Here is a 13,413-nt window from a genome sequence, read left to right on the forward strand (position 1 = left end):
GCTCAAGCCCGGGCAGAAACCTGGACAGAAGCCGGAGAAGAAGGGCAAGTAGAGAACGTCACGCCGATGTGGAGCCGGGGGGGAATCCTTCTGCAACGACGGGGTCCCATCCCTCTGCAAACCGACAGATCCGTGTTCGTGGGGACATTCGACGACGCCCGACCGCTCGCCGCTGTGCCCGCAGCGTGACCTCTCGTGGGTTGCACCGTCGTGGGCTGCACCGGGATCTCGCCGTTTCAGCGTGACATCACGGCCAAGGGTGCGCACGACGTGAAGTCCTAGATTTCCGACATGTGGCACGTCTGGAACGGCGGCGGGTACGGGTGGTGGTGGCTCGGCATGCTCGGGATGGCTCTCTTCTGGGGCGTCGTCATCGTCGCGATCATCATCGCGGTTCGCGCGCTGGGAGACCGGGCGCGGTACGCAGGCCCCCCGGGGCCGCCCCGCGAGACCCCCCTCGAGATCCTCCAGCGGAGGTACGCGAGCGGCGAGATCGACAAGCGGGAGTTCGAGGAGAAGAAGAAGGACCTCTCCTGAAGGCTCGCGGTACTCGCACGGCGACGACCTGGCGGCGGTCGCCGGGTGGACGTGGAGGGGAGCAGCGCGCCGGCGCGGCGATCCCGGCCTGCGCGCCCGCGCCCCCGACCGCGAACACGATCCGCGTGGGGCTCCGCTCCTCGTCTCGCGGGAGCGGGCCCAGGAAGTGCGTCAGCTCCTCCGGCATGGAGCGGCGGAACTCCCCGGACGGATCGAGCCGCACGATGCGCGCCGCGAGGTCCCGCTTCAGGGCGGAGAGCGAAGGGCCGCCGACGAGCGCGTCCGGCAGCGGGAAGCCCGTGAAGAGGATGCGGTCCTCCGGCACGCCGTAGCTGCGCAGCCGGCGCGCGGCGCGCCGCGTGGGGACGAGGTAGCGGATCCGCGTCCGCGCGGGATCCCGCGGCGCCCAGATCCGGTTCACGTCCGTGTCGGTCACGACGCAGAAGATCCGCTCGCACCCGGCGAGGTCGGCGACGATCGCGGCGGAGTAGAAGGTCGTGACGAGCGGCGCGCCGGTCTCTCGCAGGTGCGCGACGAGCCCCGCGCCGAGCCCGCGGCGCGCGAGCCGTTCGAGCGCTCATGGTTCACCTCGGGTGGACCGGATCCACCGGGACCGCCGAGCCTTCCCTGGGGGAAGCGTACCGCCGCCGGTCGCGATCGGGGCCTCTCACGAAACGTCACGTGATCTCCGATCCTCCGTCACGGACCGGTGCCTTCATACGCCGGCGCGTGTGGCGCGCTCACCCCGGAGGTGCAAAGAGATGTGGAACGTAGCGAAGGCCGGGACGGCCCTGGACTCGTCCGCCACCGCGCTGTTTCGGATCGTCGCGCTCTGGATGGTGAAGCTGCTCATCCCGCTCTCGATCATCGCGCTGATGATGGGGGTCGCCCGCGTCGTCGTGGACCTCGCCCACATCTACAGGGGCCCGAGCATCGCCGAGGGCTTCGACCTCCTCCTGTCGGACATCCTGTCGATGTTCGTCGTCATCGAGCTGCTGAAGAGCGTCGTGGACTACTTCGAGGTCCACCGGCTGAAGCTCACGTTCGTCATCGACGCCGCGGTCGTGTTCCTCCTGCGCGAGGTCATGATCGGCGTCTACCGGCACGCGGTGAACGCCGCCGAGCTCGCGGCGATCGCGGCGCTCCTGCTCGTGCTCGGCGCCTTCCGGGTCGCGGCGGTCCGGTTCCCCCCCGAGGTCGGAAATGCGCCGCGCCCCTGACGTTGAGCCCGCCGGCTTCCACCGGCGCTGTCGGCTCTCTCCCAGGAGAGCGCGCGCGGTGCTGCGGCTGCATCGCAGGACGCTCGTCCCCCTCGCGATCGTGGCCGTGATCGCGTTCATGGCGCTGCACTGGACCTGAGCGGAAGCTAGAGCGCTCCCGTGAGCGCGTGGGGGATGCCCGACCCCGCTGCCGAGCAAGGGAGACGAGGCTGAACGCCTCGCAGCATTCCGGCGCGTCCGCGACGAGCTGCGCCGACGCCTCGCCGCGGTGTTCGCCCCGGGCCCTCGGCCGGGGCAGAGACCGTCCTGACGCCCGGGCCAGACGCGCATGGGGGCCGACCCGCCAGGCGCGCCCCCTGTCCGCTCGCCGCGAAGCGGGACTCCGAGGTTCCCCCTCGAAGGCGGGCGGTCGGGGAGCCACCATGGGCGTCGGAGATCGGAGGAGCTCACATGAGGCCGCTGCGGATTGCCTCGCTGACGCTCGCGCTCGCGTACCCCGCGCTGTCCTCGGCGGAGGCCGTGCCGTACTCGATCGGCCAGGACGGCTGCACGCTGCCCGACGGCTCCGGCAACGCGTTCTTCACCTCGGACGTGGAGGTGAAGATCGCCGACACCGGCACGGGCGGACTCACCGCGCGTTGCAGCGCCAGGCTCCCGGAGAGCACGCCGCGTCCGGCGCGTACGGTCAAGCTCGACGGCTCGTCCGGCGCCCTCTGCGTCGTCGCCGATCGCTCGACGCCGAGCTTGGATGCGATCGTCACGCCGGCACGCCGCGTCACGTTGCAGTGCCGGTTCAGGAGCTGCAGCGAGCTCCTGCCGACGTTCGGGGCCGCCGCGGTAGCGCAGTTCCAGACCGGCACGCATGGTGTGTGCTACACCGCCACGGCGAGCCCGGCCGGACAGGTCGCGCTCGGGATCCGGAACATGGGCGGCTCGACCTGGTTCAGGCTCTTCAGCGCAGCGGGCGTGGACGAGAACGTCTGGCTGCCGAACGTGTCGTTCTTACCGGTCACGGACCTCGCGCCCTGGTTCCATCCCACCAGCAGCGGCTATCAGGGGCTCGTCCACGAGCCCGGGCTGACGCCGCCGGTCGTGCTCCGTACCTGGGACGCGAGCGGCCTGAAGCTCGCCGACTCCGCGCACTTCGCGGTGAGCAGCACGCCCAGCGCGGAGGGCGGGAGCGTCGTCATCGGCAGGGAGTTCACGGGGATCGAGCTCGGGGCCCGGTACCTCGACTGGATCGACGCGTCCGGGTCGCTGACGCGGTCGGTCCCGATCGACGGGGCGCCCCGGTACCTCGTCCAGACCGCGGGCACGAAGCACGTCCTCGTCCTCGACGTGGGGCTGATGCCGTGGGAGCCGTCTTCGCCGTGGCAGGCGCGCTGGCTCGACGCGCACGGCGGCGCGATCACGAGCTGGTTCACGGTCGAGGCGACCGCGCACGGTCGGGGGCCGGCGCTCACGCCCCTCCTCGACGGCCGCGTGGCGCTCTTCGACGGCGCGAGCTGGGTCGCCGTGTTCGAGGACGGCGAGGCGCACGCCGACGCGCCGCCCGGATGGCTCGGGTCCCGCCCTGCGACCCGCCTCGCCACCATCGGGCGCGGGCGCGGCTACGCCGTCCTGCCCGTCCAACCCGGGGACGGCTCTTCCTTCACGAGCCGCTTCGAGGTGCTGACCGCGGAGGGCGAGAGCTGCGGCAGCGTCGACGTGCCATCGCCGACGCCGCCCGCCGGAGAGAGCTGGAGGCCGAGCGACCTGTTCGTCGGCGAGGACGGGACGCTGCTCGAGCTCGACTTCCAGTCTCCCACCAACCCCGGTGAGATCTGGTTCGGCGTGCACTGCGCGTACAGGTGGTGGCCGGCCTTGCTGAGGTAGCCGACCTCGCCGAGTCGAGGGTCAGCCGCGGCGCGTCCGGTCGAGCCGCTTCGCGCGGCGGCGCGGGCGTAGGACTGCGTAGCAGCCGAGCAAGAACCCCAGCAACGAGCCGGAGGAGCCCGCCGTCATGCTCGTGCACCCGCCGCCCGCGGCCGGGCGCTCGGCGAGCGGCGTGCCTCCGTCTCCCAGTGCGCCAGCGGCGTTGCAGACGGGCGTCCCCGCGCAAATGCCGCCGACACAGCGGTCGGACGTGGTGCACGCGTCCAGGTCGTCGCACGACGTTCCGTCCGGCTGCCCGATGCAGTCACACCAGAGCTCGGCGGTGAGCTGCGCGACGACGTGGTCGGCGGAGTCCCCGGCAACCCGGGCGAGGATCGTGACGTCGTGCGAACCGGACGAAAGCCCCGCGTCGCCGGATACGCCCACGTCGCCGCAACGGCTGAACAGGACATCGGGCGATCGCGTCGACCCGTACCGTGCGGTCACCACCCCGTCCGCGGCGACGCCACCATAGTCGGTGGTGCTCCACACGCTCCCGTCGACGACCACGGTCCAGCGCGTCACGGGCAGGAGAGGGACGGCCTCGCCGGAGGGCACGAACGCCAGCTTCTGCGAGACCGCCTCGACCGGTGCGACGCAGGCGCCGCTGTCGGTGCCGACCATGACCGTGCCGAGCTGGGGCTCGGTGGCGGCGACCGTGGCCAGGCTGCTCGGCCGGGATACCGCGCCGATCACGGTGAACCCATGCTCGACGAGGGCCGGTGGCGTTCCGTCCGTACAGCTCGACGACGCGCATGGGTCGGAGAAGACGAGCCGATACTGCGCACCGACGACGAGCGGCTGGCGGGGGACGAGCCAGCGCCACCCGAGGGTCGTGGGCGAACCTGGCTCCGCGACCACATCGCTCGGGACCGCCTCCCCGGCGGCGTCACGCAGCTCGAGCACCTGCGAGGCAGAGGTGCCACCGCACGCGAGCGTCGGAGCTCCGGCGAACGACGGCAGCGAGGTGACGTTCGCCGGCAGCGACGCTCCGTCCGCGGGCGCGGCGGTGGCGCCCAGGCAGGGGCGCTCACACGATTGCGCCGGACGTGGAAGAAAGGACGCGGCAAGACCTGCGAGCGGACTCCGACACGCATGGCTTTCGTCACGGTTCCCCCTCCCCGGTACGGCTTCCGATCTCACTGATTGTAACGAACACCGTCGGTAAGTGGAAGGCCATGCTTCAAATAGCGAGCAGCGGCATCCGTCCGGAATGACGCGCAGACTGGGATTTCGATGCGAGTGCGACGATCCGCCTCGGCGACGCGGCGTCCGAACGTGCGGCTGCTTCGCGTCTCCATGGCTCCCGCGGTAAAGGCCGGGGGTCACGAACAGTTAGCGACAGCGAGAGCCGTCGTTAACGTTCAGTCACACAACGTACGGAGGCGGGGGCTGCGTGCGAGCAGTCTCGAGCGGTACAGCTCGCGCGTGTCGCCTCGTTCGATTCGAAGCCCCTGACCGGTTTGTCAACTGTCGAAGGCAAAGCAGCCAAGTTACGGGCGACCTCGATCGCGGCTCGTCAGCGATCGCGCCGGACGAGCCGAGCAGAAGACGCAGCCGCCCGGCGGAGGTCGGCCTTCGCCTTGGGCGACCGCCTCTTTCCGGGCACGAGCCGCACCTCGGCACCGAGGGCGCGAGCGATCGCGAAAACCGTCATCATCGTCGGGTTCGCGTGCGCCGCCTCGATGCGACTGATCTCGCTCTGCTGGATGCCAGCCTTCACGGAGAGCTGCCGCTGGGTGAGGCCGCGCGCCTTGCGGAGCGCCAGGAGCTGCCCGGCCAGGCGAAAGTGCGCGTCGAACTCGGCGAGCTCGGCGACGGCCCTCGGGCCTTCGCGGAGCGCCTCGGTCTCCACCTCGCGCATGAAGTCCTGGAACTTGCGGCTCATCTGGGCTCCGGGGTGCCTCGTTCGGCACCCCTACAGATATGGGCGTTAGCCCATCACCTGTCAACCGGCTTGCGCCGCTGCCGGTTCTGCCAGTCCTTGAGCCGCATTCGGGCGACGGCGATCTCCCTGTCCTGCCGCTTCGCGGAGGTGTCCGCGCCCTTGTCGTACCCGCCGACGAGCAGGATGAGCTTGTTACCGTGCGCGTGGCAGAACACGCGGAGCAGCAACTTCGCCTCGCCGGCGTCGGTCCCGCCCGCCGCCGGTACGACCTTCGCGAGATCCGCCCTGCGCAGCCGGAACTCGAAGAGCCCTTTCCCGAGCGGCCGCCCGAACTCCGTGCCGCAGACGTCGATGCCGAGCTCCTGAAGCACGCGGTTCATCGCCGTGCCCAGGGCGCGGCGCTTTCGAGGCGTGAGGTCCTCGCGTAACCAGCGCAGGACCGGTACGTCGCCGTGCTCGTCCTCGTAGAACTCGATCTCGTACCGGGGCACGGTTGCGGATCTCATCACGAGGCCCTGTCGCCCGCCCGCACGGTGTTCGCTAACCGTTCAATTCACAGGTCGACAAGGGAGCGTGACGGTGAGTGCGTGATGGAAGGCGCCCGCCTGCAAGGGCGCCCAGCGGCCGGCCGGCAGGTGCCCTGGACCTCCATGTCCCGCACGGGACCCGTATCGCGGAGCCTTGAGGCGCTGCCCCGACGAGGCGTATTGATCAACTATCTGCTTGGCCCTCGCGTGGGGGCCCGCCATCGAGATCGAAGCCATGGTCGCTGAGACGCCGACGCTCAGGATCGAGGAGCTCCACCGCGAGCACGGCGACCGGATACGCCGGTACCTGGCTCGCCTCGTCGGCACGACCGACGCCGAGGATCTCCAGCAAGAGGTCTTCGAGAGGGCGCAGCGTGCGATCGGTACGTTCCGGGGCGACTCCCGCGCGCTGACGTGGCTGTACCGCGTCGCGACGAACGTCGCGATCGATCGCCTGAGGAGCGCCGGACGGCGTGCCGAGCTCGAGCGCGATGAGGTCGACGCCGGTTCGCTCCGCGGCATCGGCACCGCAGACGCGACGGACGAGCGCTCCATCGACGGCGAGGTCGATCGCAAGCGGATGCGAGAGTGCATCATGAGGGTGGTCGACGGGCTGCCGCCGAGCCAGCGCGCGGTCATCCTGCTCGGCGAGCTTCGCGGGCTCAGCGACCGCGAGATGGCGGACGCCCTCGGGATCTCGCTCGGGGCTGCCAAGATCCGGCTCCATCGGGCGCGCCGAGCCCTGAAGACGGCGCTGGAGAGCGCGTGCACCTTCGAGCGAGACGAGGTGAACGAGCTCGCCTGCGCGCCCAAGGTCGACGGCCTCGTCTCCCTCGACCGCCGCCGGTGAGCGGCACCCGTATCCTTCCTGGTCCGCGGTTCGTCTACGGAGGAGACGAACACGATGCGCCTCGAGATCGCTCGGGGCCATTGAAACCAAGGAACGAGAGATGAACCCGATGAATGCACAGAGACGCGGATTCCCGTTCTTCCCGGTGGTGCTGTTCGCGGCGGCGGTTGCGATCGTCGTCGTCGCGGCCCTGACCACGTGGTGGGTGCTGCTCGCCCTCATCCCCGTGACGATGATGCTCGGCTGCGCCGCGATGATGACGGCGCACGGGCGGATGTCGTGCGGCCCGAGCGCGCGGCGGGGTTGCTGCGCGGGCGGCACCGCATCTGGAGAGGTCAGCCCCCGCTAGCGCTGTTCACGCCCGCCGGAGCGCTCGACTGCGGCGCTGCCGCGACTCGGCGGCGGAGATGGCGGCGAGGAGCGCGCTCACGTTCGGTGGATCGCGAGGCCGCCGACGGCGGACGAGGTGCGGCTCGATGGCGAGGGAGAGGTCGTCGCCGACGAGCACCCTCGCGAAGACGCGCGCTCCTAGGATGACGCCACCAGTCGGAGAAGGCGCTCCGCGCCCCGGGGCGGCTCGGGGGCAAGGCCGACCACCGCCAGCTGGCGGGAGAGGGAGCGGACCTCGGCGAGGTAAGGCGCCTCCGTGGCGCGGCGGGCCGCAAGGACGGGATCGCGGGTCACGACCGGCGCGAGGCTCTGATTCACTATCCAGGCGAACGGGGCGATCTCGGCCCGGGCGAGGTCCTCCTGCAGCGCCTGGGCCTCGTGAACGGGCGTCGCCTCCGGGAGGGTGACGAGCAGGACGCGCGTGAAGTCCGGGTCGCGGAGGCGCGGCAAGAGCTGCTTCACGGACTCCGGCATGCGGCTGCCCTGGCGCAGCACCTCGCGGTGATACGACTCGGCGGCGTCGAGCAGCAGGATCGTGTGGCCCGTCGGAGCGGTGTCGAGCACGACGACGCCGTCCTCGCCCTCCGCGACGGTGCGCGCGAACGCCCGGAAGACGGCGACCTCCTCGGTGCAGGGAGAGCGGAGATCCTCCGCCAGCAGCGCGCGCCCCTTCTCGTCGAGCTGTGGCCCGACGGAGCCCATCACCTCGTCGGTGTAGGCGCGCGTCTCGGCGGCCGGGTCGATCCGGCTCACCGCGAGCCCCGCGACCGCAGTAGCGACGGCGTCGGCGACGTGCGCGGCGGGATCCGTCGTGCTGAGGTGGACCCGCAGGCCGCGCCGGGCGAGCTCCACCGCGATGGCCGCCGCGAGGGTGGTCTTCCCGACGCCCCCCTTTCCCATCGTCAGGACGACGCCCCGCCGCGAAGCGGCGAGCGCGTCGATCAGGGGGCGGAGGCCCGGCGCTCCCGCGGGGGCTGCGGCGGGAACGTCCCCGACCGTCACCGGCGCGTCGATCCGCCGGAGCGCGTCGATCCCGAGGAGGGCACCGGCGCGGAGCGGCAGGTTGGTCCGAGGCAGCGTGCGCAGCGCCTCGGGCATGGACGCCAGCGCGTCTCGCCCGCGCCGCTCGAGCGCAAGGGCGAGCGGATCGTCGCTCCGCGCCTCGAAGACGGCGTTCACGACGAGGCGCTGGTTCCGCACGCCGAGCGCCTCGAGCTCCGCGCTCGTCCGCGCCGCCTCCGACAGCGCGGACGACTCCGGGCGCGTCACCAGCACCATGGTGGTGCGCGCCGGATCCGCGAGCGCCTTCACCGTGGCCTCGTACAGCGCCCGCTCCTTCTCGAGGCCCGCGAGCGGCCCGAGGCAGCTCGTGCCGAACGCGCTCTGCTCCACGAACCCGGTCCAGGCCGAGGGCAGGGTGAGGAGCCGGAGCGTGTGCCCGGTAGGCGCGGTGTCGAAGAGCACGTGGTCGAATTCGGCCGTGGCGGACGGATCGCCGAGCAGCCGGGCGAACTCGTCGAACGCGGCGATCTCGACCGTGCAGGCGCCGGAGAGCTGCTCCTCCATGCTCTTCACGGTGGCCGGCGGCAGGAGCTCCCGGTACGGCCCGATCACGCGGTCCCGGTAGGCGCGGGCGGCCGCCTCCGGATCCAGGTTGAGCGCGAACAGGCCCGGCAGGCCGCCGACCGCCGTCGGCCTCGTGCCGAGGGAGGTCCCGAGCACCTCGTCCAGGTTCGACGCGGGGTCGGTCGAGACGAGGAGGACGCGTTTCCCGGCGTCCGCGAGGCCGACTGCGGTCGCGCAAGCGACCGACGTCTTGCCGACGCCTCCCTTGCCGGTGAAGAAGAGATGGCGTGTCGCGATCCGGACGAGATCCATACGCGCTCAGCAGCACTTCTTCTTCGAGGAGGGCTTCGCGATCCCGACCGGCGCGGCATCCGACGGCGGGCAGCACGCCGCCGGCGTGTAGAGCGACTCCGGGGCGTCGAGGCCGACGAGCGCCGCGAGCGCCTCACGGTCGGGATACCGGCCCTGCGCCGCGATCTTCCCGTCCACGATGAGCATCGGGAGCGCGTCGGCGCCCGCGCGCATGGCCTGCGCGACCATGGGATTGCTCACGAAGGCCGCCGGACCTTGCGAGAGGTTGAACCGCTCGACCTCGACGCCCTTTGACTTGAGCCACTCGAGATCCGCGGCGAAGCGGACCAGCGCCGGGTCGACCTGCGGGCCGCAGACGCCGGTGGAGCAGCACATCGGGGGATCGAAGACCTGCACCTTGGACATTGATCTCTCCTGGTTCAGCGGGCGAAGACGACGGCGAGGCGACGGCGGAGCTCGTCGCGGACGTCCCGGAAGGCCTGCAGCTTCGCCTCCTCGGATCCGGCGGCCGCCGCGGGATCGGGGAGCCCCCAGTGGACGCGGACAGCCCTTCCGAGAAAGACGGGGCAGACCTCCTCCGCGCAGAGCGTGACCACCACGTCAACGTCGTCGGACGGGATCTCGTCCACGTGCTTCGACCGCTGGCCGGAGATGTCGATGCCGATCTCGGCGAGCGCCCTGACCGCCAGGGGGTTGAGGTGGGAAGGCGCGGAGCCTGCCGAGGAGACCTTCACCCCGGCCGGCGCCAGCGCGCGCGCGATCCCCTCCGCCATCTGGCTCCGAGCCGAGTTGGCGACGCACAGGAAGAGGACGTGGCGCGTGAGCGCGGAGCGGATCTGCGCCGCCTCGGACTTCCAGTCAGCGCTCACGGCATCCTCCCGGCGGCCGGCCCGTCGATCTCGACGGCGCAGTTGGCCACCCGCGCGAGCTCGCCCGTCACCCCTGGGAAGTAGCGGTCGCGAAGCCGCAGCGCGACGTTCACGAGCCCGATGAGGACCGGCACCTCGACGAGCGGGCCGATCACCGCAGCGAAGGCGACGCCGTGGTGCATGCCGAAGGTGGCGACCGCGACGACGATGGCCAGCTCGAAGCCGAGCGCGATCCATGCTGCGAAACGGTCGACCGGGCGAGCGGGGGTGGCACTCATTGGCTATCGGACTCTTATCGTAGATGGCCGATGATTCCAAGCTCTGCCCACGAAGGGGGACGCGGTGCGGGAGTGAAGCCGGGTGGCGCTACGCCAGCAGGCCCCACGCGATCTTGATCGCCACGGCCACGAGGGCGGCGGCGAGGAGGCGCTTCACCTGCGCCCCCTTCAGCTTGTCGGTCATGAGCCAGGAGCCGACGAGCGCGCCGGTGGCCGAGGCCGTCGCCGTCACCCCGACGGTCGATGGATCGATGCCGGCGAGCGAAGCGTGACCCAGGAAGCCTGCCAACGACGCGAAGACCACGGCGAACGAGGTCGTGGCCGACGCGCGGCGCGGCTCGACGCCGGAGGCGACGAGCACTGGGGCGATGACGTTCCCGCCACCCACGCCGAGGAGCCCCCCGACGAACCCCGCGACCGCCCCCACGGCGGAGCCGAAGAGCGCCGCGCGCCGGAGAGACGGCGATTCGGTGCGCGCGTGTGGCGACGGCCGGAGCATCATGTAGGCGGCGAACAGCAGGAACAGAACGAAGAGCGCGAGGAGCGTGCTCCGGTCGATCCCCTGGCTCACCCACGCACCGAGCGGCGAGAGCACCGCCGCGACGAGGAGGATGGCCAGGCCGAGCCGGTAGTCGATGAAGCCGCGGCGCCCGTTCCGGATCGAGGCCACGGTGAGCGCGACGGCGTTGAGCAGCAACGCCGTCGCCATCGCGGCGTGAAGCTCGATCCCGAGCGCGATGAAGACCGGGATGAGGATGAAAGCGGCCCCCACGCCGGCGACGGTGAGGACCGTCGTGAAGGCGAAGGTGACGGCGCCGGCGGCGAGGAGGATCAGGAGTCCGTCCCGAGGGCGCGGGGATCCGCGAGGAGCTTGCCGTCGCCGCTTCCGAGCCGGTGATAGCCGGCCCAGAGGAGCGACCCGCCCAGGGGAGGTGTCCAGCGGCGCTCATGGGCGCTCTAGACAGCCTTCTGCGAGCAAGGGATGCAGACCTTGCCGGCGGCGGAGGGGCGGAGGTACTCGTCGACCACCATCTCGCCGCAGATCGCGCAGACCGTCGTTCCGAAGCTCTCGGTCTTCTTCTCGACCTCGGTCTTGAGCTCCGGTCCGATCGAGAGGAGCTGCTCCTGGGGGGCGTTCATCACCTGCTGGATGAGCGGGTCGACGACGTCCTCGGGCACCTTCGACGCTGGAACCCCCTTCATCCTGTACTCCAGGAAGAACTTCGTCTGCTTCATCCCCAGCTGCGCCTTCGCGAGCGGGACGACGCGGACGGAGCGGCCGGTTGCGCGGTCCACGAGCGTGACGCCGAACTTGCCGTAGCCGGCCTTGCGGATGTTCCCCTTGCCGAACGTGCAGCCGGTGATCATCTGGACGCCGTCGGCGAAGCAGTGGGCGCAGTGGTCGTCGCCCAGCTCCACCACGGCAAACAGATCCTTGTCCTTCGCGCGCGCGACGACGAGCGCGTTCATCGCCGCGGCACCGGCCCGGAGGCCGAGCGGCATGGCGGGGCACTTGTGGCCGTGGAGCTGCTGGCCGGCCTTCAGGAATTCCTTGGGATCGATCATGTGGCACTCCGCGGTGGGGCGCGAGAGTGCGCCCGTCGGAGCTGAAGCTAGGCCCCCGGTCGTCGGCAGGTCGTTGAGTGCAGGCAAACGGCGTCGCAATGATCAGCTGGCGGTCGCGAGTTCCGCCTGCCGCAGCCCGTTCACGTCCAGGACCTGGAACCGACGTGGCGCGAGGCGATGGAGCACTCGCGCCTCGACCAGCTTCGTGATGGCTCGCGAGAGACTCTCTGGCGCGACGCCGATCGCCGCGGCGAACTCCGAGGAGCGGACCGGCAACTCGATGACGGTCAGTTGCCCCTCGGCGAGCCCCTCCGGGAGGAGCGCCGCGAGCGCGGCAGCGACCCGCGGCAACACCTCGGGTACGGAGGAGCGCTCGATACGGTCGAACGCCTCGCGCAGGCGCGTCGCGAGCAGCCGGACCAGGGCGAGGGCAACCTGGGGATCGCGCGCGAACGCGGCCTTGAGGTCCGAGCGCGATACGACCAGCGCCTCGATCTCGTCCAAGGCCTGTGCGGTAGCCGGATAGGGCCGGCCGTCGAGGAACGGCATGAAGCCGAAGACGTCGCCGGGGCCGAAGAGAAGCAGCGTCACCGCGTTGCCGTTCGGGAGGACCCGGTAGACCTTGACGCGCCCCCGCTCCAGCGCGACCAGCATCCCCGCTTCCTCGCCCTCCCGCCAGAGGAGGGCGCCCGGCGTGAAGACGCGGCGCCGTGCGTGCGGCGCGAGGAGCGTTCGCACCTCTCGCCCCAGCCGGTCGCGCTCGCTCCCAGGTGGCTGACTCGTCGGCGGCATGCCGGTGAAGTGTAATGCCCTGAGTCGATGGCCCAAAGCGCCCGGCGTTGCCTTCCGTCAACGAGCCGCTGTTCCGGGGCGATGCGCTCGGACCGCGCCCTCCTGCCCGAGCTCCGCGGAAGGCATTCGAGATCACGGAGCTTCGGCGCCCTGTTGGCGCCACAGTTTATCGGTGCTAAACGATGAGTCTTCAGTTCGCCCGCGCCACCTTCTTCGTCGCCGTCGGGAGCCAGTCAGATGAGAGCGAGCCGAACCATCCTTCCCTGGGCCGCAGCAGCGGTCCTCGTCGTATGCGCTCCGGGGTGCGGCAGCGGGCGAACGAATCCGGGCGCCGGGGCGTCCGCCGATTGCACGCCCTCCGCCGCAGGGCAGTCCGCCTGTATTTTCACCGTTGCCGGCCAGTCTTCGACGCCGACTCGTGCACGGATGCCTCGACTCGTGGACGTCGGCGCCGGGAAGTGCATCCCGTGCAAGGCGATGGCGCCGATCCTCGCGCAGTTGCGCACCGACTTCGCGGGTCGCATGGAGGTCGAGTTCGTCGACGTCTGGGTGAACCCCGACGCCGGACATCCATACGGGATCCGCATGATCCCCACGCAGATCTTCTACGGCGCCGATGGTCGGGAATGGAGCCGCCACGAGGGCTTCATGTCCCGTGAGGAGATCCTCGCGCGGTGGAAGTCTCACGGGATCGCATTCTGACG

17 protein-coding genes are annotated in these 13,413 nt (G+C 70.9%); 7 read left to right on the forward strand and 10 right to left on the reverse strand.

What is annotated here, in order from left to right; all coding sequences use genetic code 11:
- Positions 1-291 precede the first annotated feature (291 nt).
- The 4 genes from MNZ27_RS09295 (at position 292) to MNZ27_RS09310 (ending at position 3,632) form a co-directional block, all read left to right on the forward strand.
- Positions 292-537 (forward strand): SHOCT domain-containing protein, encoded by a 246-nt coding sequence (locus MNZ27_RS09295; protein ID WP_242393772.1) that lies wholly within the window; start codon positions 292-294, stop codon positions 535-537.
- A gap of 761 nt (positions 538-1,298) precedes the next feature.
- Complete coding sequence (locus MNZ27_RS09300; RefSeq protein WP_242393773.1) at positions 1,299-1,757, forward strand: phosphate-starvation-inducible PsiE family protein; 459 nt, start codon at positions 1,299-1,301, stop codon at positions 1,755-1,757.
- Positions 1,741-1,896, forward strand: a complete 156-nt coding sequence (locus MNZ27_RS09305; protein WP_242393774.1) for a hypothetical protein — start codon at positions 1,741-1,743, stop codon at positions 1,894-1,896. Before MNZ27_RS09300 ends, MNZ27_RS09305 begins: the two co-directional genes overlap by 17 nt.
- A gap of 311 nt (positions 1,897-2,207) precedes the next feature.
- The gene (locus MNZ27_RS09310; RefSeq protein WP_242393775.1) at positions 2,208-3,632 is read left to right on the forward strand and encodes a hypothetical protein; all 1,425 of its coding nucleotides are present in this window, start codon (positions 2,208-2,210) and stop codon (positions 3,630-3,632) included.
- 21 nt (positions 3,633-3,653) lie between these two features.
- Here the strand turns inward: MNZ27_RS09310 and MNZ27_RS09315 are convergent, their stop codons facing one another.
- The 3 genes from MNZ27_RS09315 to MNZ27_RS09325 all read right to left on the reverse strand — a co-directional run bounded on the left by MNZ27_RS09315 (position 3,654) and on the right by MNZ27_RS09325 (position 6,050).
- Positions 3,654-4,577: a hypothetical protein gene (locus MNZ27_RS09315; protein ID WP_242393776.1), complete on the reverse strand. Its 924-nt coding sequence runs from the start codon at positions 4,575-4,577 to the stop codon at positions 3,654-3,656.
- A 613-nt stretch (positions 4,578-5,190) separates the two neighbouring features.
- Positions 5,191-5,559, reverse strand: coding sequence for a helix-turn-helix domain-containing protein (locus tag MNZ27_RS09320; RefSeq protein WP_242393777.1), 369 nt, complete (start codon positions 5,557-5,559; stop codon positions 5,191-5,193).
- A 53-nt stretch (positions 5,560-5,612) separates the two neighbouring features.
- Positions 5,613-6,050, reverse strand: coding sequence for a type II toxin-antitoxin system RelE/ParE family toxin (locus tag MNZ27_RS09325; RefSeq protein ID WP_242393778.1), 438 nt, complete (start codon positions 6,048-6,050; stop codon positions 5,613-5,615).
- A 271-nt stretch (positions 6,051-6,321) separates the two neighbouring features.
- Between MNZ27_RS09325 and MNZ27_RS09330 the strand changes: the two genes are divergently transcribed.
- Positions 6,322-6,936: an RNA polymerase sigma factor gene (locus MNZ27_RS09330; protein WP_242393779.1), complete on the forward strand. Its 615-nt coding sequence runs from the start codon at positions 6,322-6,324 to the stop codon at positions 6,934-6,936.
- A 109-nt stretch (positions 6,937-7,045) separates the two neighbouring features.
- The gene (locus tag MNZ27_RS09335; RefSeq protein WP_242393780.1) at positions 7,046-7,285 is read left to right on the forward strand and encodes a hypothetical protein; all 240 of its coding nucleotides are present in this window, start codon (positions 7,046-7,048) and stop codon (positions 7,283-7,285) included.
- Between the two features lie 179 nt (positions 7,286-7,464).
- On the opposite strand, the gene arsA is transcribed toward MNZ27_RS09335, so the two are convergent.
- The 7 genes from arsA to MNZ27_RS09370 form a co-directional block, all read right to left on the reverse strand.
- On the reverse strand, positions 7,465-9,204 hold the full coding sequence (gene arsA / locus MNZ27_RS09340; RefSeq protein ID WP_242393781.1) for an arsenical pump-driving ATPase: 1,740 nt from the start codon (positions 9,202-9,204) through the stop codon (positions 7,465-7,467).
- 6 nt (positions 9,205-9,210) lie between these two features.
- Positions 9,211-9,609 (reverse strand): arsenite efflux transporter metallochaperone ArsD, encoded by a 399-nt coding sequence (gene arsD / locus MNZ27_RS09345; protein ID WP_242393782.1) that lies wholly within the window; start codon positions 9,607-9,609, stop codon positions 9,211-9,213.
- Positions 9,610-9,623: 14 nt separating this feature from the next.
- Positions 9,624-10,073, reverse strand: coding sequence for an arsenate reductase ArsC (locus tag MNZ27_RS09350; RefSeq protein ID WP_242393783.1), 450 nt, complete (start codon positions 10,071-10,073; stop codon positions 9,624-9,626).
- Positions 10,070-10,351 (reverse strand): hypothetical protein, encoded by a 282-nt coding sequence (locus tag MNZ27_RS09355; protein ID WP_277957776.1) that lies wholly within the window; start codon positions 10,349-10,351, stop codon positions 10,070-10,072. Before MNZ27_RS09355 ends, MNZ27_RS09350 begins: the two co-directional genes overlap by 4 nt.
- Positions 10,352-10,439: 88 nt before the next feature.
- The gene (locus MNZ27_RS09360; RefSeq protein ID WP_308197939.1) at positions 10,440-11,291 is read right to left on the reverse strand and encodes a sulfite exporter TauE/SafE family protein; all 852 of its coding nucleotides are present in this window, start codon (positions 11,289-11,291) and stop codon (positions 10,440-10,442) included.
- A gap of 17 nt (positions 11,292-11,308) precedes the next feature.
- A complete protein-coding gene (locus MNZ27_RS09365) occupies positions 11,309-11,917 on the reverse strand; it encodes an FmdE family protein (RefSeq protein ID WP_242393785.1) in 609 nt (202 codons plus the stop codon).
- 102 nt (positions 11,918-12,019) lie between these two features.
- Positions 12,020-12,709, reverse strand: a complete 690-nt coding sequence (locus MNZ27_RS09370; protein WP_242393786.1) for a Crp/Fnr family transcriptional regulator — start codon at positions 12,707-12,709, stop codon at positions 12,020-12,022.
- A gap of 426 nt (positions 12,710-13,135) precedes the next feature.
- Between MNZ27_RS09370 and MNZ27_RS09375 the strand changes: the two genes are divergently transcribed.
- A complete protein-coding gene (locus MNZ27_RS09375; RefSeq protein WP_242393787.1) occupies positions 13,136-13,411 on the forward strand; it encodes a thioredoxin family protein in 276 nt (91 codons plus the stop codon).
- Positions 13,412-13,413: the final 2 nt, after the last annotated feature.

This window comes from Anaeromyxobacter oryzisoli, from assembly GCF_022690765.1.
Lineage (GTDB): Bacteria > Myxococcota > Myxococcia > Myxococcales > Anaeromyxobacteraceae > Anaeromyxobacter > Anaeromyxobacter oryzisoli.

Bases quoted from the DNA above. Each gene is read 5' to 3' on its own strand.
- MNZ27_RS09295 (WP_242393772.1), top strand. From the start codon at position 292: ATGTGGCACGTCTGGAACGGCGGCGGGTACGGGTGGTGGTGGCTCGGC.
- MNZ27_RS09300 (WP_242393773.1), top strand. From the start codon at position 1,299: ATGTGGAACGTAGCGAAGGCCGGGACGGCCCTGGACTCGTCCGCCACC.
- MNZ27_RS09305 (WP_242393774.1), top strand. From the start codon at position 1,741: ATGCGCCGCGCCCCTGACGTTGAGCCCGCCGGCTTCCACCGGCGCTGT.
- MNZ27_RS09310 (WP_242393775.1), top strand. From the start codon at position 2,208: ATGAGGCCGCTGCGGATTGCCTCGCTGACGCTCGCGCTCGCGTACCCC.
- MNZ27_RS09320 (WP_242393777.1), bottom strand. From the start codon at position 5,559: ATGAGCCGCAAGTTCCAGGACTTCATGCGCGAGGTGGAGACCGAGGCG.
- MNZ27_RS09330 (WP_242393779.1), top strand. From the start codon at position 6,322: ATGGTCGCTGAGACGCCGACGCTCAGGATCGAGGAGCTCCACCGCGAG.
- MNZ27_RS09335 (WP_242393780.1), top strand. From the start codon at position 7,046: ATGAATGCACAGAGACGCGGATTCCCGTTCTTCCCGGTGGTGCTGTTC.
- arsA (WP_242393781.1), bottom strand. From the start codon at position 9,204: ATGGATCTCGTCCGGATCGCGACACGCCATCTCTTCTTCACCGGCAAG.
- arsD (WP_242393782.1), bottom strand. From the start codon at position 9,609: ATGTCCAAGGTGCAGGTCTTCGATCCCCCGATGTGCTGCTCCACCGGC.
- MNZ27_RS09355 (WP_277957776.1), bottom strand. From the start codon at position 10,351: ATGAGTGCCACCCCCGCTCGCCCGGTCGACCGTTTCGCAGCATGGATC.
- MNZ27_RS09365 (WP_242393785.1), bottom strand. From the start codon at position 11,917: ATGATCGATCCCAAGGAATTCCTGAAGGCCGGCCAGCAGCTCCACGGC.
- MNZ27_RS09370 (WP_242393786.1), bottom strand. From the start codon at position 12,709: ATGCCGCCGACGAGTCAGCCACCTGGGAGCGAGCGCGACCGGCTGGGG.
- MNZ27_RS09375 (WP_242393787.1), top strand. From the start codon at position 13,136: ATGCCTCGACTCGTGGACGTCGGCGCCGGGAAGTGCATCCCGTGCAAG.